Genomic DNA, 26,494 nt, shown 5'->3' on the forward strand with positions numbered 1-26,494 from the left:
CAAAAGAATAGATTTATAGGTGTTCCATATTAATGGAACTTAAAAGGGAAAGTGGTGAGATCCCACTACAGCCCCCGCTACTGTGATTGGGTACGAAACCAGCAAAAGCCACTGGGAAACTGGGAAGGTGCTGGGATTAGGATGATCCATGAGTCAGGATACCTGCCTATATTTAAGCCTCGGAGGGAGGGATGAGATAGATTATAAACTTATCCTTTATAAAAGGCATAAGTTTTTTTATTTATCTTTATAACTAAAAGAAAAAACGGGAGGTAAAAAATGAAGAAGTTTAGAAATATCGCATTATTTTTATCATTAATGCTAATAGCATTTACAATTGTTGGATGTACACCAAAGAAGGATTCAAATGAAGGATTAAAAGTAGAAGGTGTAGAATCACAAAATAAAGATGTAGGAGAAGAAACTCAAGAATTCCCAATAGAAATAGAAGATAACTTTGGTAATAAGGTTACTATGGAAAAAGAACCTATGAAAATAGTATCATTAGCACCAAATAATACAGAAGTTTTATTTGCCTTAGGCTTAGGAGATAGAATTGTAGGGGTGACATCTTATTGTGATTATCCAGAAGAAGCTAAGACAAAAGAAATAGTAGGTGATTTTACGGCTACTAATTTAGAGAAAATTGTAGAGTTAAATCCAGACCTAGTATTGGTATACGGTGCTGGCAATGAGGAAGATAATAAGGTATTAAAAGATGCAGGGATTAAAGTTCTTGGATTTATGCCCGAAACCATAGATGCTGTGATGGAAGATATTGAAACCGTTGGAAAAGTAACAGGAAAGAATAAAGAAGCAAAAGAACTTGTTGAAGCTATGAATAATAAGAAAAATGATATATTGGAAAAAATAAAGGGGCAAGAAGAAGTGAGAGTATTTTATGAAATATGGCATGATCCACTACAGGCAGCTGGTAAAGGTTCCTTCATGAACGAGCTTATAACATTGTCAGGTGGAATAAATATTGCAGCAGATGAAAAAGATGAAAAGGGTGTAGAAATAGCTTATCCTCAATACGATTTAGAAAAATTAATTGAAAAAGACCCAGAAGTCTATTTAGCATCTCAAGATATGCCAGATAAAACTATTGAATCTATAAAGATGAGACCAGGATTCGAGACTATATCGGCTATAAAAGATGACAGAGTATATGTATTTGAAGGTAATGAAGCAAATGTAGTGTCTAGACCTGGACCAAGAATAATTGAAGCATTGGAATTAGTGGCAAAGTCTATTCATCCAGAATTATTTAAGTAAAGTTGGGATTTTAATGAAAAAAAGCATAAATAAGGATAAATATGGTTTTATCCTAATAGTGTTGTTCTTAGTATTAATATTATCAATAGGTTTTTTTGCAGTAATAGGTACTGCCAATATTAGTTCTATAGATACCTTTAGGATTGTAGGCTCAAAACTACCTATTATAAAAAAATATATAGATGTTTCAGATATAGAGAAATCTCATCAAACTATAATCTGGTCAATAAGACTTCCTAGAGTGTTATTGGGGATTTTAGTCGGTGCTAGTTTATCTATGGCTGGTACTGCATTTCAAGGAATATTTAAAAATCCAATGGCTGATCCTTATGTAATAGGCATATCATCGGGAGCAGCCCTTGGTGCAAGTATTGCAATAATATTAGGAGTTAATATAGCATTTATAAATATATCCACTATTTCGATTTTTGCCTTTATAGGTGCCTTGGGAGCAGTATTTACAGTATATAATATTGCTAGAATAAAGAACAAGGTTCCAGTTACAACCTTACTTCTAGCAGGTATTGCCATAGGCCAATTTTTAACAGCTATAATGTCCTTTCTAATGGTTATATATAGTAAAGATATGGCAAAGATTATATATTGGACCTTAGGTAGCTTAGCAGGTAAGGGGTGGGAGCCTTTAATTAAGATATCAATTCCTGTAATTATTTCAATGATTTTTATAAATTTTTTTGCAAGAGATTTAAATATTATGCTGACTGGAGAGGAGTCAGCTCAAAGTTTAGGAGTAGACGTAGAGAAAACAAAAATATATATATTAATATTGGGAACTTTTATGGTTTCCATGGTAGTATCTATAGCAGGAATTATAGGATTTGTAGGACTTATAATTCCTCATATAGTGAGGATTATACTTGGACCTGATAATAGAATAATTCTTCCTGCATCAGCATTTGTGGGCGGAATATTTATGGTATCAGCAGATACAATAGCAAGAACGATTATCTCACCTGTTGAAATTCCAGTAGGCATTATAACGGCTTTATTTGGAGGACCATTTTTTTTATATTTACTTAGGAAGAGTAAAAGATAGTGAAAATCAATTAACAAATGACAATTAACAAAGAACAAAAATCAATTAAAAGATTAATGATTTCAATCGTTAATCGTTAACTGTTAGTTGTCAATTGAATGGAGTGTTACCATGTATGCATTAGAAGTGAAAAACTTAAAATTTGGATATGCAAAAGATCTAATACTAAAGGATGTATCCTTTAGTATAGAAAAGGGGAAATTTATAAGTATAATAGGACCCAATGGCTCTGGAAAATCAACACTTTTAAAAAATCTCAATCGGATATATACTCCAAAAGGAGGAGAGATTGTTGTAGAAAGTGTTGATATTAACATGATAAAGGCTAAGGAATTAGCTAAGAAAATTGCATTGGTACCACAAAATACCATTATTGATTATGAATTTACCGTAGAAGATATAGTATTAATGGGTAGGCATCCATATAAGGGAAGGTTTCAAAGAGAAGATGATAATGATTATGAAATTGTAAAGGAAGCCTTAGAGATGACTAATACATTTCATCTAAAAAATAGAATTATTACAGAGCTTTCTGGTGGTGAACGACAGCGAGTTATCATAGCTAAAGCTTTAGCCCAAAATCCCTCTATTATCCTTTTAGATGAGCCGACTTCTCACTTAGATATAAATCATCAAATAGAGATATTAAACCTTTTGAGAAAATTAAATAGAGAGAAAGGGACTACTATAGTGGTTGTAATCCATGATATAAATCTAGCATCTAGATACTCTGATGAGGTAATTATGTTAAATGAAGGACAAATTGTTGGCATAGGAAGTCCAGAAGAGGTCATAACAAAGGAAAATATAGAATTTGCATATAATATAAAAGTTGTTATAGAAAAAAATAAATATACTGATGCAATTTATTTAACTGCATTGTAATAATTATAATAAAGTGAAAAATCCTTTTTATTTAATTAATAGAAAGGGTTTTTTATAATTATAGGCAAGCTCTAGCTTGTTTTTAATATTTTAAAAAGAATTTTATATAAATAAATTTCAGAAAAGCTATTTCATATAGAAATTCTTTATTAACATCAAAGGAGATTTTGATATAAAATAACAATAAAGGTTGTTATTATTTAAATTTGTATTTTATTATTTTATTTTTTATGCTATATTAAGTAGTTGAGGAGTGAGAAAAATGAAATATAAATTAGTTGCTATAGATATGGATGGTACACTTTTAAATAGTAATAATCAGGTATCGGAAAGAACAAAAGTAATAATAGAAAAGGCAAAGAACAAAGGTACTCACATTGTTTTATCAACGGGAAGAGTATTAAAATCAGCTTTATCATACTCTAGGTCTTTGAATTTAAAAAATCCGATAGTTGCATGTAATGGAGCAATAATCGTAGATGAGAATGCTAATATTATATATAAAAAGCCTATAGATAATAGTTTAGTTAAAGAAATAGTAAATCTTGCTATGAAGAAAAATATCTATTATCATTTCTATGATGAGTCTAGATTTTATTCTCATGTTAAGGTTGATGAAGTGCTTCAATTTTATAATGAAGGCAATGGAAATACCATTATAGATATAAAGGTATTTCAAGATATAGAGGAAATAATCAAACTAAAGGATTTAAATGTATATAAGTTCTTATTTATTGATGATAATAGAGCGAAACTTCAAGATTTAAGAATGGATCTAGACAAGTTAGGAAATATAGGTACTTCTAGTTCCTGGGCTAATAACATAGAAGCTATGGGCTTAAATGTGTCTAAGGGAGAGGCTTTAAGGGAGTTATGCAATAGACTCAAAATTATGCCGGAAGAAGTTATAGCTATTGGAGATAGCGAGAATGATTTATCGATGTTGACATTTGCAGGATTAGGTGTGGCTATGGGAAATGGTGATGAATTCATAAAGAAAGAAGCAGACTATATTACAGACTCAAATGATGAAGATGGTGTAGCTAAAGTAATAGAGAAATTTGTATTAGAATAGGAGATGGTGACTTAATTATGGCACTACATATAGTACTTGTAGAACCAGAGATACCTTCAAATACAGGAAATATTGCTAGAACTTGTGCCCTTACAGGGACAGTGCTTCATTTAGTAAGACCTTTAGGATTTTCTGTAGATGACAAAGCTCTTAAAAGGGCAGGACTTGATTATTGGAATTTAGTAGAAATACATTATTATAATAGTTTTTTTGAAGTATTGGAAAAGTACCCTAATGGTGAATTTTATTATGCTACTACTAAAGCAAAAAATAATTATGCTGAAAATTGCTATAAGGATGAATCTTTCTTTGTATTTGGAAAGGAAACAAAGGGATTATCTAATGAAATACTAGATGGGAATCTCCAGAAGGGTATTAGAATACCAATGAAGAGCAATATAGCGAGATCACTAAATTTAGCAAATTCAGTTAATATTATATTGTATGAAGCTTTAAGACAGTTAGATTTTCCCAATATAGAATAATATTTTATTTGATGATAATAATTGAATAAAATATGATATTATGTATTTAGAATAAATAGTTCAACAAAAGAATAAATAGGTCAATAAATTTGTCTAGGAGGTTAATTATGGATATAGCACTACCAGTACTTGGTGGACTTGGATTATTTTTATATGGAATGAACTTAATGGGAACAGGTCTTCAAAAAGCTGCAGGTGAAAAACTAAAGAAATTGATAGAAGTACTTACTAACAATAGATTAATGGGTGTTATAGTTGGTACATTGGTGACTATGGTTGTTCAAAGTAGTTCTGCTACTACAGTTATGGTAATAGGATTTGTTAATGCAGGTCTTATGTCTTTATATCAGGCAGTTGGTGTTATTATGGGTGCAAATATAGGTACAACTATAACTGCCCAGTTGATTGCATTTAATTTAACAGATTATGCACCCTTAGCAGTAGCTATAGGCGTGGGAATTTGGATTGCAACTTCCAAGAAAAAAGCTAAAAACATGGCTGAAATACTTATTGGGTTTGGTATATTATTTATTGGTATGGATATGATGGGGAGTGGATTGAAACCTTTAGCTGATTTACCAGCCTTTAGTAATATTATGGTTAGTTTAGAAAATCCTGTTCTTGCTATGTTAGTAGGTTTAGGTCTTACAACTATTGTTCAAAGCAGTAGTGCCTCTATAGGTTTATTGCAAGCATTAGCTGGGCAAGGCTTACTAAATATTAATGTTGCTTTTCCAATCCTTTTCGGTGACAATATTGGTACAACTACAACTGCTATGATATCGTCAGTTGGGGCAAATAAGACAGCAAAAAGAGCAGCTATCATACATTTTTTATTTAATTTAGTTGGTACAATTATATTTATGACTGTTTTAAAGACACCAATTCAAAATATAGTAACTAAATTGTCTCCAAATGATGTTCAAAGGCAAATAGCTAATGCTCATACTTTATTTAATCTAATAAATGTATTAATTCAATTGCCTTTTGCTGGACTACTAGTTAAGGCAGCTAAAGCTATAGTTCCAGGGGATGATAAGCTAGAAGGACAGGAAGCAAAATTCCTTGATTTCAGAATCATAGAAACTCCTTCTATAGCATTAGGTCAAGTAAGAAAAGAAATTGCTAGAATGGGTAGTTATGTAGAGAATAACTTAGGAAAAGCCCGAAGAGCCTTTGTGGAAGGGAAATATGATGAAATAGAACCAGCACTAGAGCAGGAACAAAAAATAAATAAGTTGCAAAGAGAAATAACTGATTATCTAGTAAGACTTTCAAATGCACCATTATCAGATGAAGAACATAATCAGGTCAATGTATTCTTCAATAATATAAATGATATAGAGAGAGTTGGAGACCATGCTGAAAATATAATTGAACTTGCCGAAGAAAGAATGGAGGGTAATCTTCAATTTACAGAGGAAGCTATAGATGAGCTACATGAGATATTTGGTAAGTGTCAGCAGGGATTTCAGAAGGCAATGGAAGCATTTAAGACAAATGGCGAAGCTTTAGCTAAGGAAGTTTTAGTTATAGAAGATGAAGTGGATGCATTGGAAACAAAAAATAGAACTAATCATATAGATAGATTAAATAAAGGTTTATGTTCAACAGGACCTGGAATAATATTTTTAGATGCTATATCTAATCTAGAAAGAGTATCAGATCACTGCTCTAACATAGCATTATATGTACTTGATAACTATAAAACAAAGCCTAGGAATATATAAAAAATATTAATATAAAAAGGGGTTGTATAATTATATTTTATATATTATAATGTTAATGAACTGTGAAAAAAGTATCAAAATATTACATTATCTGGATGACTAATGCGGAAGAGACCATGTTATATGGCGCCGAAGGAACAAGTTGATGGGTAGCCGATCCACAATGAAACTCTCAGGCAAAAGGACCGTATTGTGACAGAACTCTGGAAAGCGAAAAGCACCGAAGGAGCAATCCAAATATTGGAGAATCTCTCAGGTAAATGAACAGAGTAAGTAGGCCTACTTAGACCTATTTATTCTGTTTTTTTTATTCTTAAATAATTAAAAGAATTATTTTAAGCTACTACAAATATTTAAATTTTATATTGATTTTCTTAAATCGTTGAGTTTATAATTAGATTTGTGTAATTGATAAAAATTATACTAGTTCTTCAATGAAAATGAATAATATTTTAAAATGGAATATTATCAATATAATTTGGCAAAAATGCCATATTAGAGAACTACATAAAAAAATATTTTCAAGGGAGGAAGACAAATGATTTATGATGTAATAATCATAGGAGCAGGTCCAGCAGGTTTAGCAGCAGGTCTATATGCATCAAGAGCAAGACTTAATACTTTGATTATCGAAAAAGAAGGCGAAGGTGGACAAATAAAGACAACTGACGAAGTTGCTAACTATCCAGGTTCTATAGAGCATGCTAGCGGACCATCTTTAATAGCTAGAATGGTAGATCAAGTTAATGAATTTGGTGCAAAAAGAATAATTGATGAAATCAAATCCGTAGAACTAGAAGGCAAAATTAAGGTTTTAAAAGGTGCAAAAGAAGAATATCAAGCAAAAACAGTTATTATTGCAACAGGTGCAACTCCAAGACCAATAGGATGTCCAGGAGAAAAGGAATTAACTGGCAGAGGAGTTTCTTACTGTGCTACATGTGATGCTGCTTTCTTCGAAGACTTAGAAGTGTTTGTAGTAGGTGGAGGAGATTCAGCAGTTGAAGAAGCTATGTATTTAACAAAATTTGCTAGAAAAGTAACTATCGTTCATAGAAGAGATGAGTTAAGAGCAGCTAAATCAATTCAAGAAAAAGCATTTAAAAATGAAAAAATGAATTTCATGTGGGATTCAGTTATCACTGAATTAAAAGGTGATGGTATACTTGAGTCAATGATAGTTAAAAATGTTAAAACTAATGAAGAAACAGAAATATTTGCAGATGAAGATGACGGTACATTTGGAGTATTCGTATTCGTAGGATATAATCCAGCAACAAAATTATTTGATGGAATAATTAATATGGAAAATGGGTATATAAAAACTGATGATGATATGAAGACTAATATACCTGGAATTTTTGCTGCTGGAGATAACAGAGTTAAGTCACTTAGACAAGTAGTTACAGCTACTGCAGATGGAGCTATAGCTGCTGTTCAAGCTGAAAAATATATAAACGAGCATTTTGAAGACTAATAAATAATGGCAGACTAGTAATGCTTAAAAATAATATTAGGAGGTATAATAAATGTTAGAACTTAATAAGGACAATTTTGAAGCAGAAGTATTACAAGCAGAAGGATATGTATTAGTAGATTACTGGGGACCAACATGTGAACCATGTAAAGCACTTATGCCACATGTTCACGCTTATGAAGAACAATATGGTGATAAAATCAAATTTACATCATTGGATATTACAAAAGCAAGAAGACTTGCAATTGGACAAAAGGTTATGGGATTACCTGTAATCGCTATCTACAAAGGTGGAGAAAGAATAGATGCAGTAGTAGCTGATGAAGCTACAAAAGAATCAGTTGAAGAATTAATTAAAAAATATATTTAATTAATTAAGGTTTTAATTCTGGGCCTTGAGCCCAGAATTGAGATATAGATACTTGCTAAAATAAGAGGAGGTGAATTTATGCGTCTGGAATTAGGCCATGTGCTAATTAAAGATGTTCAATTTGGTAATGAAACCAAAATTGAAAATGGGGTGCTAACTGTTAACAAAGAAGAGTTAATCAGTTTAATTAAAGAAGATGAGCACCTTACATCAGTAGACGTAGATATTGCAAAACCTGGTGAAAGTGTTAGAATTACACCTGTTAAGGACGTAGTAGAACCAAGAGTTAAAGTGGAAGGTCCAGGAGGTGTATTCCCAGGAATATTATCAAAGGTTGATGTTGTAGGTTCAGGAAAAACCAATGTATTAAAAGGTTGTGTTGTTATGACAACTGGTAAAATCGTTGGTTTCCAAGAAGGTATTGTGGACATGACAGGACCTGGAGCAGATTTTACTCCATTCTCTAAAACAATTAACTTAGTATTAAAATGTGAACCTGTAGAAGGATTAAAGCAACACGATCATGAGAGAGCAGTAAGATTCGCAGGATTTAAAGCAGCAGCTTATCTTGCAGAAACCGCAAAATCATTAACACCAGATACAGTAGAAGTATATGAAGTAGACCCATTCTTAAAAGGAATTGAAAAATATCCTAATCTTCCAAAGGTTGGATATGTTCAAATGCTTCAAACACAAGGATTACTTCATGACACTTATGTATATGGAGTAGATGCTAAGCAAATTGTACCAACTATAATGTATCCAACAGAAATTATGGATGGTGCAATTGTAAGTGGTAACTGTGTATCTGCTTGTGATAAGAATACAACTTACCATCAAATGAATAACCCAGTTATTCATGATCTTCTAGCTCAACACGGAAAAACGCTTAACTTTGTAGGTGTTATAATCACAAATGAAAACGTTTATTTAGCTGATAAAGAAAGATCATCAAACTGGACAGCAAAACTTGCTGAATATCTAGGACTTGATGGAGTTATAGTTTCACAAGAAGGTTTCGGTAACCCAGATACTGACCTTATAATGAACACTAAGAAGATAGAAGCAAAAGGCATTGATACTGTAATAATTACTGACGAATATGCAGGTAGAGATGGTGCCAGCCAATCTCTAGCAGATGCTGATCCTTCAGCTAATGCAGTAGTTACAGGTGGTAATGCTAATGAAATCATTGTATTACCAAAGATGGACAAAGTAATCGGGACTTTAGATTATGTTGACATTATAGCTGGTGGATTTGATGGAAGTTTAGCAGCTGATGGTACAATCACAGTTGAGATCCAAGCTATTACAGGTGCAACTAATGAAGTTGGTTTCAATAAAATGTCAGCAAAAGGTTTCTAATTTTATATAAAAATATATGCAAAAAAATTAAAATATAATACAAAAGATTAAAGAATATAACAAAGAAAGGAAGTGGCTAGATGTCAATTTTTAATGAAAACTCAAAAGTTATCATTATTGGAGACAGAGATGGTATACCAGGACCAGCTATGGAAGAATGTATAAAGACCACTCCTGCAGAAGTAGTATTTTCAGCAACAGAATGTTTTGTCTGAACGGCTGCAGGTGCAATGGACTTAGAGAATCAAAAAAGGGTTAAAGATTTAACTGAAAAATACGGTGCAGAAAATATGATCGTATTAATCGGTGGTGCAGAAGCTGAATCAGCAGGATTAGCAGCTGAGACAGTTACAGCAGGAGACCCAACTTTCGCAGGTCCATTAGCAGGAGTTCCGTTGGGACTTAAAGTATATCATGCAGTAGAACCAGAATTCAAAGAATCAGTAGATGCTGATGTATATGATGAGCAAATTGGTATGATGGAAATGGTTCTAGATGTTGATTCAATTATTGAAGAAGTTAAAGCTATGAGAGATGAATTTACAAAATTTTAATGATTAAATAAAATCCCGATACGAAATATATGAGAGGAGGGGAACAAATGGGGAAATTAAAAGTTGTTCATTATATCAACCAATTCTTCGCTGGTATAGGTGGAGAAGAAAAAGCTGACCACAGACCAGAAGTAAGAGAAGAAGTATTAGGGCCAGGTCTAGCTCTTCAAGCAGGATTCGGAGATAATGCTGAAATAGTAGCTACAGTTATTTGTGGTGATAGCTATTTTGGTGAAAATCTAGAAGAGGCTAAAAAAGAAGTATTAGCGATGGTTAAAAAATATAACCCAGACCTATTCATTGCTGGACCAGCATTTAATGCAGGTAGATATGGTGTTGCCGCAGGTACTATAACAGAGGCAGTGCAAAACGAATTAGGTATACCAGCTTTAACTGGTATGTATATAGAAAACCCAGGTGCTGATATGTTCAAGAAAGCAGTTTATGTAGTTTCCACAAGGGACTCAGCTGCTGGAATGAGAGACGCAGTTAAGAAAATGGTTCCATTAGCACTTAAACTAGCTAGAGGGGAAGAAATCGGTTCTCCAGAAGAAGAAGGATACTTAGAAAGAGGTATCAGAAAGAATTACTTCACTGATAAGAGAGGTTCTGAGAGAGCGGTAGAAATGCTTCTAAAGAAAATGGCTAAGGAAGAATACAAAACTGAATTCCCAATGCCAAACTTCGATAGAGTAGATCCTAACCCAGCAGTAAAAGATATTACTAAGGCTACTATTGCTATAGTAACATCAGGTGGGGCAGTTCCAAAAGGAAACCCAGACCATATAGAATCATCCTCAGCTCAAAAATATGGCAAGTATGATATTGAAGGTATAGATGATTTAAATGAAACAAACGGAGAAACAGCTCATGGTGGATATGACCCAGTTTATGCTAATATAGACTTAGACAGAGTTATCCCTGTTGACGTTCTACGTGACTTAGAAAAAGAAGGAAAAATTGGAAAACTACACAGATACTATTATTCAACTGTAGGTAATGGTACAGCTGTAGCGAATTCAAAGAAATTTGCTGAAGAATTCAGTAAAGAACTTAAAGCTGATGGCGTGGATGCAGTTATCTTAACTTCTACCTGAGGCACCTGTACACGTTGCGGTGCAACAATGGTAAAAGAAGTTGAGCGTGCTGGTATTCCAGTAGTTCACATGTGTACAGTAGTTCCAATTTCATTAACAGTAGGAGCTAACAGAATAGTTCCAACAATAGCTATTCCTCACCCATTAGGAGATCCAAAACTAGATCCTAAAGATGAGAAAGCTCTTAGAAGAAAATTAGTTGAAAGAGCATTAGAAGCTCTAACAACTGAAGTAACAGAGCAAACTGTATTTGATGTAAAAAAATAATTAATAAAATTTATAAAAGGGTGATTCTTCTTATCACCCTTTTATAAGCAAAGTTTCTAATAAGCATTAAAAGGAAACTTTGCTTAAAACTCATTTACGAAAAGTTTAAATTTAAAAATAATAAAGAAAAACTTTTCTATTCGTTATAAGCAAAGTTTCTAAAAAACAAAGTACATACCAAAATTTATGGAGGTGGACATATGAATTATTCAGTAGTAAAAGGAACATCTTATGTTTTGATGCAAGCACCAGATATGATTATTCACAATGGTACAACTCAGACAACAGAAAGATTATTACATCCAGATTCAGAATATTTAAAAGAGCTACCAAATCATATACGTAGTTATGAAGAATCAGTTAACTATTTACCAAACCAAGTATATATTGGAAATCATAAGCCAGAGGAACTTAAAACAGTTGAGCAACCATGGTATGATAAGGATGTAGCAGATGCAAAAAGAGATGGAAAATTTGGTGAAATAATGCCACAAGATGAATTTATAGGTCTAATTAAAATAGTAGACGTATTTGATCTTGTGTTATTATCCAAAGAATTTACAGCACAAATTAAACCAAAATTAGAAGCTCATCCATTAATTAAAGATGAGTTTGTTGCAAAATTAAAAGATGGTGCAGAATTAGCAGATATTGAAAAATATATTAACGAGCAACATGCAGAACCGCTATATAATGATAAAAAAGTAGTAGGTTGTGTAAAGAGAGCTCATGATGTAGATGTTAACTTAACAGCTCATGTTATGTTTGAAAACTTAGTTACAAAGGCGTCAGGAGTATTAGCAGCATTACATTGCTTAGCTAAAAATGATTTACAACCTGAAGAAGTCGAATATGTAATTGAGTGTTCAGAAGAAGCATGTGGAGATATGAACCAAAGAGGTGGCGGTAACTTTGCTAAAGCAGTTGCTGAAATGGCTGGTCTTACAAATGCTACAGGTTCTGACCTAAGAGGTTTCTGTGCTGCACCTGCTCATGCTATTGTGTCAGCAGCTTCATTAGTTCAAGCAGGAACTTATAAAAAGGTAATGGTAGTTGCAGGCGGATGTACAGCTAAATTAGGTATGAATGGTAAAGACCATGTGAAGAAAGGTATGCCTATATTAGAAGACGTTATAGGTGGATTTGCAGTTATAATAGCAGAAAACGATGGAGTAAACCCAGTTCTTAGAACTGACTTAGTTGGTAGACATACTGTAGGTACTGGTTCATCACCACAAGCAGTAGTTACTTCATTAGTTACAGCACCACTTGATAAAGCAGGATTAAAAGTAACTGATATAGATAAGTATTCAGTAGAAATGCAAAATCCAGATGTTACAAAACCAGCAGGAGCAGGAGACGTTCCAGCAGCTAACTATAAGATGATTGCAGCTCTAGGAGTTAAGAGAGGCGAAGTAGAAAGAACTGGTATAGATGGATTTATTCAAAAACATGGTATGGAGGGATGGGCACCAACTCAAGGACATATTCCTTCAGGAGCACCATATATTGGATTTGCTAGAGAAGCTATGTTAGCAGGTGAAATAAATAGAGCGATGATCGTAGGAAAGGGAAGCTTATTCTTAGGTAGAATGACTAACCTATTCGATGGTACATCAATAGTTATGGAAAAGAATACTGGAAAGTTAGATGAAGGTAAAGGTGTATCACAAGAAGAAGTTAGAACACTTGTAGCAGAAGCTATGAGAGATTTTGCTTCTCATCTACTTCAAGATTAGAGGTGATAATATGGCAGATAATAATATAAAAAGCATGATCGGTAAGGTATTTAACGATATCGCTGATGCTATGCAAACTGGCCAATTTGGAGAGAGAGTAAGAGTAGGTATTACCGTAGCTGGCTCAGAGCTAGGTATTGACAATATAGTTAAAGGTGCTGAAATGGCTCAAGCTAGAGACAATAGCATTGAAGTAGTACTAATTGGACCAAAGGTTGATTCTAAACTTACTCAATACAATGTTGAAGGCGAAGATGCTCAACATAAGAAAATGGAAGAATTACTTGATAGTGGAGAAATAGGAGCATGCGTTACTATGCACTATAACTTCCCAATAGGTGTATCTACTGTTGGTAGAGTAATAACTCCAGGTAGAGGTCGTGAAATGTTCTTAGCTACAACCACTGGAACATCATCACCACACAGAGTTGAAGCTATGGTTAAGAATGGTATCTATGGTATTATAGCAGCAAAAGCTATGGGAATAGAAAATCCAACTGTAGGTATCTTAAATGTAGATGGTGCAAGACAAGTAGAGAGAGCTTTTAAAGATTTAAGTAGTAAAGGATATCCAGTTAACTTTACTGAATCAGGAAGAGCAGATGGTGGCTCAGTAATGAGAGGTAATGATCTATTAACAGGTACACCAGATATAATGATAACTGATACTTTAACAGGAAATCTTTTAATGAAAGTATTCTCTTCATTTGCAACAGGTGGAAGCTATGAAGCTCAAGGCTTTGGATATGGACCTGGTATTGGAGAGGATTATGATAGAACAATCCTTATTCTTTCAAGAGCATCAGGTACTCCAGTAGTTTCTAATGCAATTGGTTATGCTGCATCATTAGTAAGAGGGAACGTAACTAAAATTGCTAAGGAAGAATTTGAAAAAGCTAACAAAGCTGGACTTAAAGATATATTAAAAGGTCTTACAAAGGACACTAAAAAGGCTGAGGCTAAGGAAGAAGAAACTGTAGAAGCACCACCAGCTGAAACCGTAACTGGTACTATTAATGGTATAGATATTATGGAATTAGAAGATGCTGTTCAAGCTTTATGGAAAGCAGGTATCTATGCTGAGTCTGGAATGGGTTGTACAGGACCAATAGTAATGGTAAACGAAGCTAAGTTAAACGAAGCTACCAAAGCATTAGCAAAAGCTGGTTATGATGTAGGCGAAGCTGATCCATGCTAGGACTAAAAGCTCCAAGGAAACTTGGAGCTTTTTCTTGCGAAATAATTGCAATTAAATAAAAATTTACTTATCAACATAAATTATCAGAAAACATTGATAAACATTTCTCAATGGACTATAATATAACACAATAGCATTAACTAATGGACAAAACATAGACTAAAAGATATAGTCTCGATTAAATTTTAAATTATAAATTGTTTACATTGAGGACATAAATAATATTCTTTGTGATTATTTAGATAGATATTTAATAATAAATAAAATTAATTGGGGAATAGTAGAAATTAGAGATTAATTATTATGGAAGTAAATATGATATAATTGAGTCCAGAACTATTAACATTTCTAGGGTAGTTTTAGTTTGATGACTTATTTATACCATAAAAAAGGATTAGAGTTTTTATTTTAAAACTATTGAAAGCTTTACAAACACAGAGTTTAAATCTATTTAATAATATAAATGGGTTTATACTAATTTAAAAAAGGGGGGATACCATGAAGAAGAATGTCAACAAGGTAATACTATGCTTAACGTTAATTGCGATACTAGCTGTAAGCTTTGCAACGTCTTCAATGTATAATGTTGTAGAGGCAGCCGCAATAAACAGTGAGGTAGAAGTAGCTTCAACTTGTAGTAAACATCTTTATTCAACAAAAGTAGTAAGAGATTATAAAGATCACTATGAAAACGGAAAGCTAGTATATACTTTGGTAACCGAATATGTATATAATCGTTGCACTAGATGCGGTTATGAAGAATTTGTTGATGCAAGAACTCATATTATTTATCCCTAGAGATTGACAAATTAATGAATTAACAAATAAATTTTGTTAGTTTTAGATTTGTGTACATGACATCAAAAAACCCTTTATATATAATTATATATAGAGGGTTTTAGTTTGTTTACGCTAGAAACTTGTAGAGTTAAATCAGACCTTTTAATGAACAGAGGTAGACTTTACTTTTACAATTAAATATATAAAATAAAAACAAATTGAATACAAAACACTTGACTTTTAGTAACTATTTTTTATATAAGAAAATCACCTTCATAGCAAGTTCAATATTTTCTATATTAAGCTATTGCTTCAGAATTAGAGGTAACCTGAAGCTTTTTATGTTGAAATAATTAATAGTATACATTATAATTATATTGTAGTTAATCTTGTTTAAAAAGGTAATTATATAGTACTATTTTTAATAATACTATATGAGTTAATAAAAATTAAGAGGGGGAATAAAAAAGTGAAGAGAAAATTATCAGTGTTATCATTAGTATTAATCTTAGTTTTATCTCTTACATTAACAGCATGTACAGGTGGAGGTAAGTCATCAGCTCTTAAAGTAGCTATGGTTACAGATGAGGGTGGAGTTAATGATCAATCATTTAACCAATCAGCTTGGGAAGGCTTACAGCAAGCAGAAAAAGATTTAGGGGTAAAAGTAAGCTACCAAGAATCAAAGCAAGATGCAGACTATGCTCCAAACTTTGAAACATTATTAGATGCGAGTAACAACATGATTTGGGGAGTAGGATATAAACTAGCAGATGCTACTTTAGCTGCTGCTAAAGCAAATCCAGAGATTAAATATGGTATCGTTGACTTCGATTATGGTGATGAGACTCCAGATAACGTAGTAGGAGTAGTATTTAAAGCTGAGCAACCTTCTTTCTTAGTTGGATATATTGCAGCTAAAATGACTGAAACTAATAAATTAGGATTTGTAGGTGGAATACCAGGAGATGTTATTTGGGGATTTGACTATGGATACCAAGCAGGAGTTCAATATGCTGCTAAGGAATTAGGAAAAGAAATTACAGTATTATCTCAATATGCCGACTCTTTCTCAGATGCAGCAAAAGGTAAATCTATAGCTTCTAATATGTATCAACAAGGCATGGATATAGTATTTCATGCAGCAGGTGGAGTAGGTGACGGTGTTATAGAAGCAGCTAAAGAACAAGATAAAAAAGTAATAGGTGTGGATAGAGACCAAAACTATCTAGCTCCAGACCATGTTATAACATCAGCTATGAAACGTGTAGACGTAGGTATTTATAATGTAGTCAAGGATTTAAAAGATGGTAAATTTGCTGGTGGTACAACTGTAAAATATGGTTTAGAAGATAATGGTGCTGTAGATATAGCTCCTACATCAAATAAACATGTGCCGCAGGAAATTCTTGATAGAGTAGAAGAACTTAAGAAAGATATCATAGATGGAAAAATCGTTGTTCCATTTAACGAAGAAACTTATAATGAATTCATGGAAGGTCTAAAATAATAAAAATTAGCAGCTCAGGCTTTAGTCTGAGCTGCTTAAGTCTAAATGGGAGGGAGACCTGTTGACCACTGGAAAAATGGATATGAAAGTAATAGAAATGAAAAACATAATTAAAAAATTCGGCAGTTTTACAGCCAATGATAATATTGATTTATCAGTCCATAAAGGTGAGATCCACGCCCTATTAGGAGAAAATGGCGCAGGGAAGAGTACGTTGATGAATATTCTCTATGGCCTTTATACACCAACTTCTGGTGAAATCTATATAAATGGCAAAAAAATAAATATTACTAATCCTAATGTAGCTATAAAGCATGGTATAGGAATGGTACATCAGCATTTCATGCTAGTAGATACCTTTACAGTAGTAGAAAATATTATATTAGGTATGGAAACAACTAATGGACCAGTATTAGATATTAAAAGAGCAACGAAAAAGGTAGAAGAATTATCTAAGAAATATGGATTATTTGTAGACCCAAATGCAAAAATACAAGATATATCTGTAGGCATGCAGCAAAGAGTTGAGATATTGAAAGCTTTATATAGGGGTGCTGATATCTTAATATTGGACGAACCAACTGCTGTACTTACACCTCAAGAGATTGATGAATTAATTAACATTATGAGATCTTTAGCTAGTCAAGGAAAGACTATTATTATAATTACTCATAAGTTGAAGGAAATAAAAGCTGTGGCGGATTACTGTACAGTTATTAGAAGAGGTAAAAAAATTGATACGGTAAAAGTTGAAAGTGTAAATGAAGAAGAACTTGCTGAAATGATGGTTGGCAGGCAGGTAAGTTTTACTGTAGATAAAAAAAATGTAAACAGAGGTAAAAAGGTATTAGATATTAAGGATATTGTTGTGAAAGATAATAGAAAATTAAATGCAGTAAATAATTTATCTTTAGATATTTATTCAGGTGAGATATTAGGTATTGCTGGAATAGATGGAAATGGTCAATCTGAATTTATAGAAGGAATTACGGGACTTAGACCTATTGAATCTGGACAAGTAATCTTTGATGAAAAGGACATAACAAATAAATCTCCTTTTGAAATTATAAATGCTGGGTTAAGTACTATTCCAGAGGATAGACAAAGAAGAGGTTTGGTATTAGATTTTACAATAGCAGAAAATATGATATTAGAAAATTACCATAAAGAGCCTTTCTCTAGAAAAGGCAGGTTGAATCATAAAGCGATAGAAGATTTTTCGGAGAAATTAATTGAGAAATTTGATGTAAGACCAAGAAATCATGGACAGAAAGCAGGAGCATTGTCTGGAGGTAATCAACAGAAGGTGATTATTGCTCGTGAAATCACGAATAATCCAGAGGTATTAATAGCAGCTCAGCCTACTAGAGGGCTAGATGTAGGTGCCATAGAATACGTTCATAAGTATCTAATTGAACAAAGAGATAATGGGAGGGCAGTTCTTTTAATATCTTTTGAGCTTGATGAAGTAATTAATCTATCCGATAGAATAGCTGTTATTTATGAAGGTAAAATTGTTGATATAATAGATGCTAAGGATGCAGATGAAAGAACGTTGGGGCTATTAATGGCCGGAGGAGGTGCAAATAATGAAGAAGATGAAGAATAGCAAATTTTTAGTTACCCTATTCTCTGTATTACTAGGTTTGGTAATAGGAGCAATAATTCTACTGATATCAGGATTTAATCCTATTGAGGCTTATTGGATAATGTTTACAGGGATATTTGGAAATATTAAATATATTTCTTGGACTATTATTAGATCTACTCCCATAATAATAACTGGTATATCAGTTGCATTTGCATTTAAAACTGGATTATTTAACATAGGTGCAGAGGGGCAGTTTATTATTGGTTCATTATTTGCAATGATGGCAGGATATTTACTAAATTTACCTCCAGTAATCCATGGATTAGTTGCTATTTTAGTTGGCGCATTAGCTGCAGGTATATGGGCGGGAATTGTTGGGATGTTAAAGGCAAAGTTTGGAGTTAATGAAGTAATTTCATCTATAATGCTCAATTGGATAGCGTTATATCTTAACAATTATTTCCTTACTTTTCCACTTTTAAGAAGACCGAATTCTGATGCTTCGTATAAAGTTTTAGATTCTGCTAAAATCAATGTTTTAGGACAATGGAAGGCATCGGAGGCAGGGCAGGCAGTTTTGAGCAATAATAAGTTTTTAAGAGATCTTCTAAATCCACCAGTAAATTACGGATTTATTTTAGCAATTTTACTAGCCATACTAATATGGTATATATTAAAAAATACTACTTTAGGTTATCAATTAAAAGCTGTGGGATATAATAAGGATGCAGCAGAATATGGTGGAATAAATATTAAGAAAAATATTGTAGTATCTATGATGATAGCAGGAGGTTTATCAGGTATTGCAGGAGCAACACAGGTCCTTGGAGTAGAACATCAGGTAGGAATTCTTGCAGCATCTCAGGGTTACGGTTTTGATGGTATGGCAGTATCCTTAATTGCAGGAAATAGTCCTTTAGCTGCTATACCAGCAGGACTTTTGTTTAGTGGATTGAAATATGGTGGTGGAAAACTTAATTCAACCATACAAGCTCCATCAGAGGTAATAAGCATAGTATTAGGTTCTATAGTATTTTTCGTAGCAATGCCAAAATTATTTGAAATGGCAAGTAGCTTATTGGCTAAAAAGAAAAGAGGTGAGAGTGTTGAATAGTATATTTGATAATATAGGTATTATAATAGGAATATCACTAATGTATTCAGCACCGCTTATATTTACAGCCTTAGGTGGAGTTATATCAGAAAATGCTGGAGTAGTAAATATTGGACTTGAGGGCATGATGACAATAGGTGCACTTATAGGTGCTACAGTAGGATATTACTCTGGGAATCCTTGGCTAGCTTTTTTAGCAGCAGGGCTTGCAGGAGGGGTTTTAGCTCTTCTTCACGGTATAGCTTGTATTACCTTTACAGCAGATCACATAGTGTCAGGTATAGCTATTAACTTTATAGGTCCCGGACTCTCCTTATTCCTTTCTAGACTTTTCTTTGAAGGAGCTGCGATGACAAAGCCTATACCTTTAGATAATAAAATGCCAAGACCATTTAATGATATTCTGCCAGAAGGAACTATATTAAATTCAATATTTAATCAATATGCCACAGTTTATATGGCATTTATTCTAGTATTTATAGTATGGTTTTTATTATATAAGACTAAATTAGGTCTAAGAATTCGTTCAGTAGGAGAACATCCAAGAGCAGCAGACACCTTAGGTGTTAATGTATACAAGATAAGATATATAGCTGTAATTCTTTCAGGAATATTTGCAGGATTTGGTGGGGCAGCCATGAGTATTGCAGTAGTTGCAAATTTTAGATCTACCTTAATATCAGGTCAAGGATTTATAGCACTTGCAGCTATGATTTTTGGAAGATGGAAACCTCAAGGTGCTATGTGGGCTTGTTTATTATTTGGTGCAGCTCAAGGATTAGCCATATATTTAGGAAGTACATCTTTAAAAGTACCATCAACATTATTAGCTATGACCCCTTATGTAATCACATTACTTGCTTTAATATTTGTAGTAGGAGAAGGTAATGGACCTAAGGCAAATGGATTATCTTACGAGAAAAATCAAGGGTAGATAAGGCAATTGACAATAAAAATCTAGTACTGATTAAATTATTATGAAAATAAAAGCTTATAATAAAATATTTGATAAAAGGCAAGGTTCACAAAAATTCCTTGTCTTTTTATTTTGTACTTTGTCGAATATTTGGTATAATATAGTTAAGACTATATATTAGGAAGGTTGAGCTGGATGAGACTTAGCTATGATTTAACTCTTGAACAGTCACAAAAATTAATAATGACACCAGAACTAAGGCAGGCTATAGAATTGCTTCAATTTAATAGTCTGGAATTAAAGGAATATATAACTAACGAAATGGAACAGAATCCTATGCTTGAGTCATTAAGTTCTTCTGAGGAATTTGAAAACTTAGATAAATATGCTAATGACAATGATGTAGACTGGAAGGAATACTTAGAGAAGTACGACGATATTAGCTATAGACCCCAAGTTGATAAAAATATAAAGGAATATAATTATGAATCCTTTGTTTCTTATGAACCCACATTAAAAGAGCATTTAATGTCACAGCTAAGTCTTATTCCTCTGGATAATAAGGAACATAAAATTGGCGAGAACATTATTCAGAATATTGATGAAAATGGTTATTTAAATATTTCAACAGAAGAAATTGCAAGCTTTATGAAATGCGAGAAAGATGAGGTTGAAATAGTATTAGATATTATTCAAACATTTGAACCAGCAGGAGTCGGTGCAAGAGATTTAAAGGAATGTTTATTAATTCAAGTAAGAAATAAAAAGGATGCTACTAACTATATTATTATAATAATTGAAGACTATTTAGAAGATCTTGGCTATAATAGAATACAAAAAATTGCTAAAGAACTGAATCTTGACTTACAGCAAGTTCAGGATGCCTGTGACTATATAAAGCGATTAGAGCCTAAGCCTGGTAGGTCTTTCAGAGGAAACAATGAAGAAGTAAGATATATTATTCCAGATGCTGAGATCCAATTAATAGATGGAGAATTTGTTGTGGTCATAAATGATGTTACAGGTCCTAGGCTTAACATAAACAATTACTATAAAGGATTAATGAAGTCAGGTGGAGATAAAAACACTATAGATTTTCTTAATGAAAAATTTAACTCTGCAATGTGGATTATTAGAAGCATAGAGCAGAGGAGAAACACGATTAAAAGGGTAATAGAATCTATATTAAAATTTCAAAAAGATTTTTTTATTGAAGGAGAAAAGGCACTAAAGCCTTTAACATTGAAAGATATAGCTGACGATATTGAGATGCATGAGTCAACCATATCTCGAGCAACCAATGGAAAATACGTGCAAACTCCTAGGGGACTGTTCGAACTAAAGTATTTCTTTTCCTCTGGGATATTAGGGGAAGAGGGAGATATATCATCCACTAGCATTAAGGTTACATTAAAAGATATTGTAGATGGTGAAGATACTAAGAAACCTTATAGTGATCAAAAGATATCAGACTTATTAAAAGAACAGGGTATAAACATTTCAAGAAGGACTGTTGCAAAATATAGAGATGAATTAGGCATACCTTCATCTTCAATGAGAAGAAGATATTAATTTGAAAAAAGGATATTTACTTATTGCATAAAAAATAAATATAATATATACTATAGGTGGTGGAATTTATATTCTACCATTTCTTTAATACAACCGGGACAAATAATACATATGTGGGTCAAAAAATGACCAGTTAAGCAATTAAAACTTCTTACTATGAGGTGATTTAATGGAAATACTAGAATTATTGAAAAAGATAACACCAGAAATTATTGAAATAATTGAAAAAAGATATCTTATTTTAAGGGCTATTTCCTATAATCAACCTATAGGGAGAAGAGCTTTGTCAGGAGAATTAGGATTTAAGGAAAGAACTATAAGGGATGAGGTAAGTATACTCAAAAATCAAGGGCTGTTAAATATAGATTTAATGGGTATGTATATCACTGATGATGGAAAAAAAATATTAGAAAATTTACACTCAATCTATGGTAACCTAAAAGGTATCCCAAAGCTAGAAGAAAGATTACAAGAGATATTAGGAATAAAGAAAATGATTATAGTACCTGGAAATTCTACGGAAAACAGTATGGTTCTGAAGGATATGGGTAAAATTACATCTAGAGTACTGAAGAATATCATTCAACCTAAGGATATAATTGGTATAACTGGTGGAAGTACAATGGCAGTAGTAGCTGAGGAGATTACTCCTGATAATAAATCCAGAGACATAATGGTTATACCTGCAAGGGGAGGTCTGGGACGTGAAGTAGAGACTCAATCCAATTCCATAGCAGCAAAATTAGGACAGCAGTTAGGTGGGTCATATAGATTATTATATGTACCAGATGGATTGGAAGAGAAAGCCCTAGAACTTATGTTAAAAAATGAAGAAATCAGAGAATCTATGGAAATGATAAATAATATGAATACTCTTGTATTTGGAATTGGCAGAGCAGATACCATGGCTAAAAGACGAAATCTATCTGAAGAAAGAATAGAAGAATTAATTAATAAGGGAGCAGTAGCAGAAGCTCTTGGTCATTATTTTGATATTAAAGGAAACGAAATTTGGGAATTTAAGACCATTGGATTATCTCTTGAAAAATTTAAATCATTAAATAATGTTATTGGAGTTGCAGGGGGAGAGGAAAAGGCAGAATCCATAATCTCTGTATCTACTTTAAACTCAAATATGACATTGATAACAGATGAATCTGCTGCAGAAAAGATATTGGAAATTGTGAATGAAGCTACAAAGTAGCTAAAAATATAAGAACTAAAAAATACAAATAAATAGGAGGAGTTTTTTATGGCAATGAAAGTTGGATTAAGTGGATTTGGTAGAATTGGTAGAGATGTATTAAGAGCTTATGCAGAAAATGGTGTGGATGAATTTGAAATAGTGGCAATAAATGCATCAGGTAGTTTAGAAGATTTAGCCCATTTATTTAAATATGATACTATGTATGGAAAATTTAATGGTACATTAGAAGTGGCAGAGGATGGATTTATTATCAATGGTAAAAAGATTAAGGTTGTAGGTCATAGGGACCCAGCTGAGATACCTTGGAAAGACTTAGGCGTTGAATTAGTAATTGACTCAACTGGAGCATTTAGGGATAGAGCGGGCTTATCTAAACATATTGAAGCAGGAGCTAAAAAAGTAATTATAACTGCTCCAGCTAAGGATGAAGATATTACTATAGTATTAGGTGTTAATGAAGATAAATATGATCCAGCTAATCATCATATTATTTCAAATGCATCTTGCACAACAAATTGCTTGGCACCAGTAGCTAAGGTAATATTAGAGAAATTTGGTATTAAAAAGGGTTTAATGACTACAATCCATGCTTATACAAATGATCAACAAATATTAGACAAGAGACACAAGGATCTTAGACGTGCAAGAACAGCAGCACAAAATATTGTTCCTACAACAACAGGAGCTGCAAAGGCTGTAGCATTAGTGCTTCCAGAACTAAAAGGAAAGCTTAATGGTTTCTCAGTAAGAGTACCAGTGCCTACAGTTTCCATGGTAGACGTAGTATTTGAAGTAGAAAAATCAGCTACAGCAGAAGAAATCAATAAAGCATTAAAAGAAGCTAGTGAAGGTGAATTAAAGGGAATATTAGGTTACTCAGATGAGCCATTAGTATCCTCAGATTATATTGCTGACCCTCGTTCATCAATAGTAGATGGTTTATCAACTATGGTTATTGACAATATGGTTAAAGTAATAGCATGGTATGATAATGAGTGGGGATATTCTGAAAGAGTAGTAGACCTTGCAAAGTTAGTAGCTAACAAATAGATATTTCACAAAATATAATAAGTAACAATAATGGTGCAACTCTAATCTCTAGCAAATTGATATGCTAGGACGGCTACCATTATTGTTATTTATTGAATAATCTTGGTGATGGGGGAATTTAAATGCTAAATAAAAAATCATTAAAAGATTTAGACTTTACAGGGAAAAAAGTATTGGTTAGATGTGATTTTAATGTGCCAATGGATGGAAATGGTAAAATTACAGATGATATAAGAATAACATCTTCACTACCAACTATAAATTATTTAATTGAAAAAGATGCTAAGATTATACTTATGTCACATTTAGGTAGACCAAAGGGAGAAGCAAATAAAAAGTATTCATTAAAAGCAGTAGCAGATAGACTGACAGAACTACTTAACAAAGAAGTCATATTTGCAGAAGATGATAATGTTGTATCTAGTGCAGTGAAAAGACAAATAGATGCTATGGAAGATGGAGATGTTTTATTACTTGAAAACACAAGATTTAGAAAAGAAGAAGAGGAGAATGAAGAAAACTTCGCAAAGGATTTAGCATCATTAGGAGATTTATATGTTAATGATGCTTTTGGAACTTCTCATAGGGCCCATGCATCTAATGTAGGTGTATCTACCTATTTACCTTCTGCTGTAGGCTTTTTAGTGGAGAAGGAGATATCTGTAATGGGTAAGGCTTTAGAGTCACCTGAAAGACCTTTTGTAGCCATATTAGGTGGTGCAAAAGTATCAGATAAAATAGGAGTAATAGAAAACCTCATAAATAAGGTAAATACCATAATAGTTGGTGGCGGAATGGCTTATACTTTCTTAAAGGCACAGGGACATGAAATTGGTAAATCCTTACTAGAAGAAGATAAGATTGAGCTAGCAAAGGAACTATTGCAAAAAGCAAAAGATAATAATGTCAAATTGATGTTGCCAGTAGATGTAGTAGCTGCAAGAGAATTTAAAAATGATACTGAATTTAAGACTGTTAAAATAGATAATATACCTGAGGATATGATGGGATTAGATATAGGTGATGAATCTATAAAATTATTCTCAAACCTAATCAAAGAAGCAAAGACAGTAATCTGGAATGGACCTATGGGAGTATTTGAAATGGAAAACTTTGCAGGGGGTACAGATGCCATTGCAAAAGCTATGGCAGAATCAGAAGGTATAACTATAGTTGGTGGTGGAGATTCAGCTTCAGCAGTTGAAAAATCAGGCTATGCAGAAAAAATGACTCATATTTCAACAGGTGGAGGAGCTTCCTTAGAATTTCTTGAAGGAAAAATTTTACCAGGAATTGAGGCAATATCAGACAATTAACAATGCACAATTAGGGAAGCAGCCGAAGGTCGCAAATAAAAGACCCAAAAGCTAGACCCCAACAATTGTGAATTGCGAACCGTGAATTGTGCATTGAATAAAGAGGGGGTAATGTTAATGCGAACTCCTATAATCGCAGGAAATTGGAAAATGAATAATACGATAAGTGAAGGACTACAATTGGTGGAAGGAATAAAATCCCACAATTTAAATCAGGACGTAGAAGCAGTTCTTTGCGTACCTTTTACTATTATCCAAGATGTAAAAAAAGCTATAGAGAACACTAATATAAAATTGGGTGCTCAAAATATGCACTGGGAAGAAAATGGAGCCTTTACAGGTGAAATCTCTCCAAAGATGTTAAAGGAACTAGGGGTTGATTATGTAATAATTGGCCATTCTGAGAGACGCCAATATTTTAATGAAACAGATATTACAGTAAATAAAAAAATAAAAGCTGCTATTTCCCATGATATTAAGCCAATAGTTTGTGTAGGAGAGACTTTAGAGGAAAGAGAAGCAAATACAGAAAAAGATGTGGTCAAATCTCAAATCTTAAAAGCTTTTGAGGAAATAGAAGAAAAAGACCTAGATAATATCGTAATTGCATATGAACCGATCTGGGCTATAGGTACAGGCAAGACTGCTTCATCAGATGATGCAAACGATATGATCCTTTTTATAAGGGAAACCATAGGGGAAAAATATGGTGAAAAGAAAAATGTAATTAGAATTCAATATGGTGGATCTGTGAAGCCAAGCAATATAAAAGAATTAATGGATAAATCTGAAATAGACGGTGCCTTAGTTGGAGGAGCTAGTCTAGTTGCTCAAGATTTTGTAGATTTAATAAATTTTTAA

23 protein-coding genes and 2 riboswitches are annotated in these 26,494 nt (G+C 32.9%); all 23 genes read left to right on the forward strand.

Features of this window, described 5'->3' with window-relative positions:
- A riboswitch (cobalamin riboswitch) is annotated at positions 1–185 on the forward strand.
- Between the two features lie 94 nt (positions 186–279).
- A complete protein-coding gene (locus RDK80_RS02220) occupies positions 280–1,278 on the forward strand; it encodes an ABC transporter substrate-binding protein (RefSeq protein ID WP_216559274.1) in 999 nt (332 codons plus the stop codon).
- A gap of 13 nt (positions 1,279–1,291) precedes the next feature.
- Positions 1,292–2,335, forward strand: a complete 1,044-nt coding sequence (locus RDK80_RS02225) for an iron ABC transporter permease (RefSeq protein WP_216559271.1) — start codon at positions 1,292–1,294, stop codon at positions 2,333–2,335.
- A 111-nt stretch (positions 2,336–2,446) separates the two neighbouring features.
- Entirely contained in the window at positions 2,447–3,220 is a 774-nt protein-coding gene (locus RDK80_RS02230) for an ABC transporter ATP-binding protein (RefSeq protein ID WP_216559268.1), read from the forward strand.
- A gap of 262 nt (positions 3,221–3,482) precedes the next feature.
- A complete protein-coding gene (locus RDK80_RS02235; protein ID WP_216559265.1) occupies positions 3,483–4,295 on the forward strand; it encodes a Cof-type HAD-IIB family hydrolase in 813 nt (270 codons plus the stop codon).
- A 17-nt stretch (positions 4,296–4,312) separates the two neighbouring features.
- Positions 4,313–4,780 (forward strand): tRNA (cytidine(34)-2'-O)-methyltransferase, encoded by a 468-nt coding sequence (locus RDK80_RS02240; protein ID WP_216559262.1) that lies wholly within the window; start codon positions 4,313–4,315, stop codon positions 4,778–4,780.
- Positions 4,781–4,887: 107 nt separating this feature from the next.
- Complete coding sequence (locus tag RDK80_RS02245; RefSeq protein ID WP_308523364.1) at positions 4,888–6,510, forward strand: Na/Pi cotransporter family protein; 1,623 nt, start codon at positions 4,888–4,890, stop codon at positions 6,508–6,510.
- A 95-nt stretch (positions 6,511–6,605) separates the two neighbouring features.
- A riboswitch (glycine riboswitch) is annotated at positions 6,606–6,708 on the forward strand.
- Between the two features lie 340 nt (positions 6,709–7,048).
- The gene (gene trxB, locus RDK80_RS02250; protein ID WP_094900463.1) at positions 7,049–7,987 is read left to right on the forward strand and encodes a thioredoxin-disulfide reductase; all 939 of its coding nucleotides are present in this window, start codon (positions 7,049–7,051) and stop codon (positions 7,985–7,987) included.
- A 52-nt stretch (positions 7,988–8,039) separates the two neighbouring features.
- The gene (locus RDK80_RS02255; RefSeq protein ID WP_094900464.1) at positions 8,040–8,357 is read left to right on the forward strand and encodes a co-chaperone YbbN; all 318 of its coding nucleotides are present in this window, start codon (positions 8,040–8,042) and stop codon (positions 8,355–8,357) included.
- Positions 8,358–8,435: 78 nt separating this feature from the next.
- A complete protein-coding gene (locus RDK80_RS02260) occupies positions 8,436–9,722 on the forward strand; it encodes a glycine/sarcosine/betaine reductase component B subunit (RefSeq protein ID WP_216559259.1) in 1,287 nt (428 codons plus the stop codon).
- A gap of 80 nt (positions 9,723–9,802) precedes the next feature.
- On the forward strand, positions 9,803–10,276 hold the full coding sequence (gene grdA, locus RDK80_RS02265) for a glycine/sarcosine/betaine reductase complex selenoprotein A (RefSeq protein ID WP_094900466.1): 474 nt from the start codon (positions 9,803–9,805) through the stop codon (positions 10,274–10,276).
- 47 nt (positions 10,277–10,323) lie between these two features.
- On the forward strand, positions 10,324–11,640 hold the full coding sequence (gene grdB, locus RDK80_RS02270; RefSeq protein ID WP_246565771.1) for a glycine reductase complex selenoprotein B: 1,317 nt from the start codon (positions 10,324–10,326) through the stop codon (positions 11,638–11,640).
- A gap of 200 nt (positions 11,641–11,840) precedes the next feature.
- Positions 11,841–13,379 carry a glycine/sarcosine/betaine reductase complex component C subunit beta gene (gene grdC, locus RDK80_RS02275; RefSeq protein WP_216559253.1) on the forward strand — a complete coding sequence of 513 codons (1,539 nt, stop codon included), beginning with the start codon at positions 11,841–11,843 and terminating at the stop codon, positions 13,377–13,379.
- Between the two features lie 10 nt (positions 13,380–13,389).
- Positions 13,390–14,577, forward strand: coding sequence for a glycine/sarcosine/betaine reductase complex component C subunit alpha (gene grdD, locus RDK80_RS02280; protein WP_216559251.1), 1,188 nt, complete (start codon positions 13,390–13,392; stop codon positions 14,575–14,577).
- A gap of 498 nt (positions 14,578–15,075) precedes the next feature.
- The gene (locus RDK80_RS02285; protein WP_216559248.1) at positions 15,076–15,375 is read left to right on the forward strand and encodes a hypothetical protein; all 300 of its coding nucleotides are present in this window, start codon (positions 15,076–15,078) and stop codon (positions 15,373–15,375) included.
- A gap of 451 nt (positions 15,376–15,826) precedes the next feature.
- On the forward strand, positions 15,827–16,867 hold the full coding sequence (locus RDK80_RS02290) for a BMP family ABC transporter substrate-binding protein (RefSeq protein WP_308523365.1): 1,041 nt from the start codon (positions 15,827–15,829) through the stop codon (positions 16,865–16,867).
- A 76-nt stretch (positions 16,868–16,943) separates the two neighbouring features.
- Positions 16,944–18,476 (forward strand): ABC transporter ATP-binding protein, encoded by a 1,533-nt coding sequence (locus RDK80_RS02295; RefSeq protein WP_276515575.1) that lies wholly within the window; start codon positions 16,944–16,946, stop codon positions 18,474–18,476.
- Positions 18,466–19,572 carry an ABC transporter permease gene (locus RDK80_RS02300; RefSeq protein ID WP_216559378.1) on the forward strand — a complete coding sequence of 369 codons (1,107 nt, stop codon included), beginning with the start codon at positions 18,466–18,468 and terminating at the stop codon, positions 19,570–19,572. Before RDK80_RS02295 ends, RDK80_RS02300 begins: the two co-directional genes overlap by 11 nt.
- A complete protein-coding gene (locus RDK80_RS02305; RefSeq protein WP_276515574.1) occupies positions 19,565–20,506 on the forward strand; it encodes an ABC transporter permease in 942 nt (313 codons plus the stop codon). Before RDK80_RS02300 ends, RDK80_RS02305 begins: the two co-directional genes overlap by 8 nt.
- A 177-nt stretch (positions 20,507–20,683) precedes the next feature.
- Entirely contained in the window at positions 20,684–22,060 is a 1,377-nt protein-coding gene (gene rpoN, locus RDK80_RS02310; protein ID WP_216559374.1) for an RNA polymerase factor sigma-54, read from the forward strand.
- Between the two features lie 169 nt (positions 22,061–22,229).
- On the forward strand, positions 22,230–23,264 hold the full coding sequence (locus RDK80_RS02315; RefSeq protein WP_216559243.1) for a sugar-binding transcriptional regulator: 1,035 nt from the start codon (positions 22,230–22,232) through the stop codon (positions 23,262–23,264).
- 48 nt (positions 23,265–23,312) lie between these two features.
- Positions 23,313–24,317, forward strand: coding sequence for a type I glyceraldehyde-3-phosphate dehydrogenase (gene gap / locus RDK80_RS02320; RefSeq protein WP_308523366.1), 1,005 nt, complete (start codon positions 23,313–23,315; stop codon positions 24,315–24,317).
- A gap of 122 nt (positions 24,318–24,439) precedes the next feature.
- Complete coding sequence (gene pgk / locus RDK80_RS02325; protein ID WP_308523367.1) at positions 24,440–25,633, forward strand: phosphoglycerate kinase; 1,194 nt, start codon at positions 24,440–24,442, stop codon at positions 25,631–25,633.
- Between the two features lie 117 nt (positions 25,634–25,750).
- Complete coding sequence (tpiA, locus tag RDK80_RS02330) at positions 25,751–26,494, forward strand: triose-phosphate isomerase (protein ID WP_308523368.1); 744 nt, start codon at positions 25,751–25,753, stop codon at positions 26,492–26,494.

The organism is uncultured Tissierella sp. (genome assembly GCF_902479755.1).
GTDB classification, from domain to species: domain Bacteria; phylum Bacillota; class Clostridia; order Tissierellales; family Tissierellaceae; genus Tissierella; species Tissierella carlieri.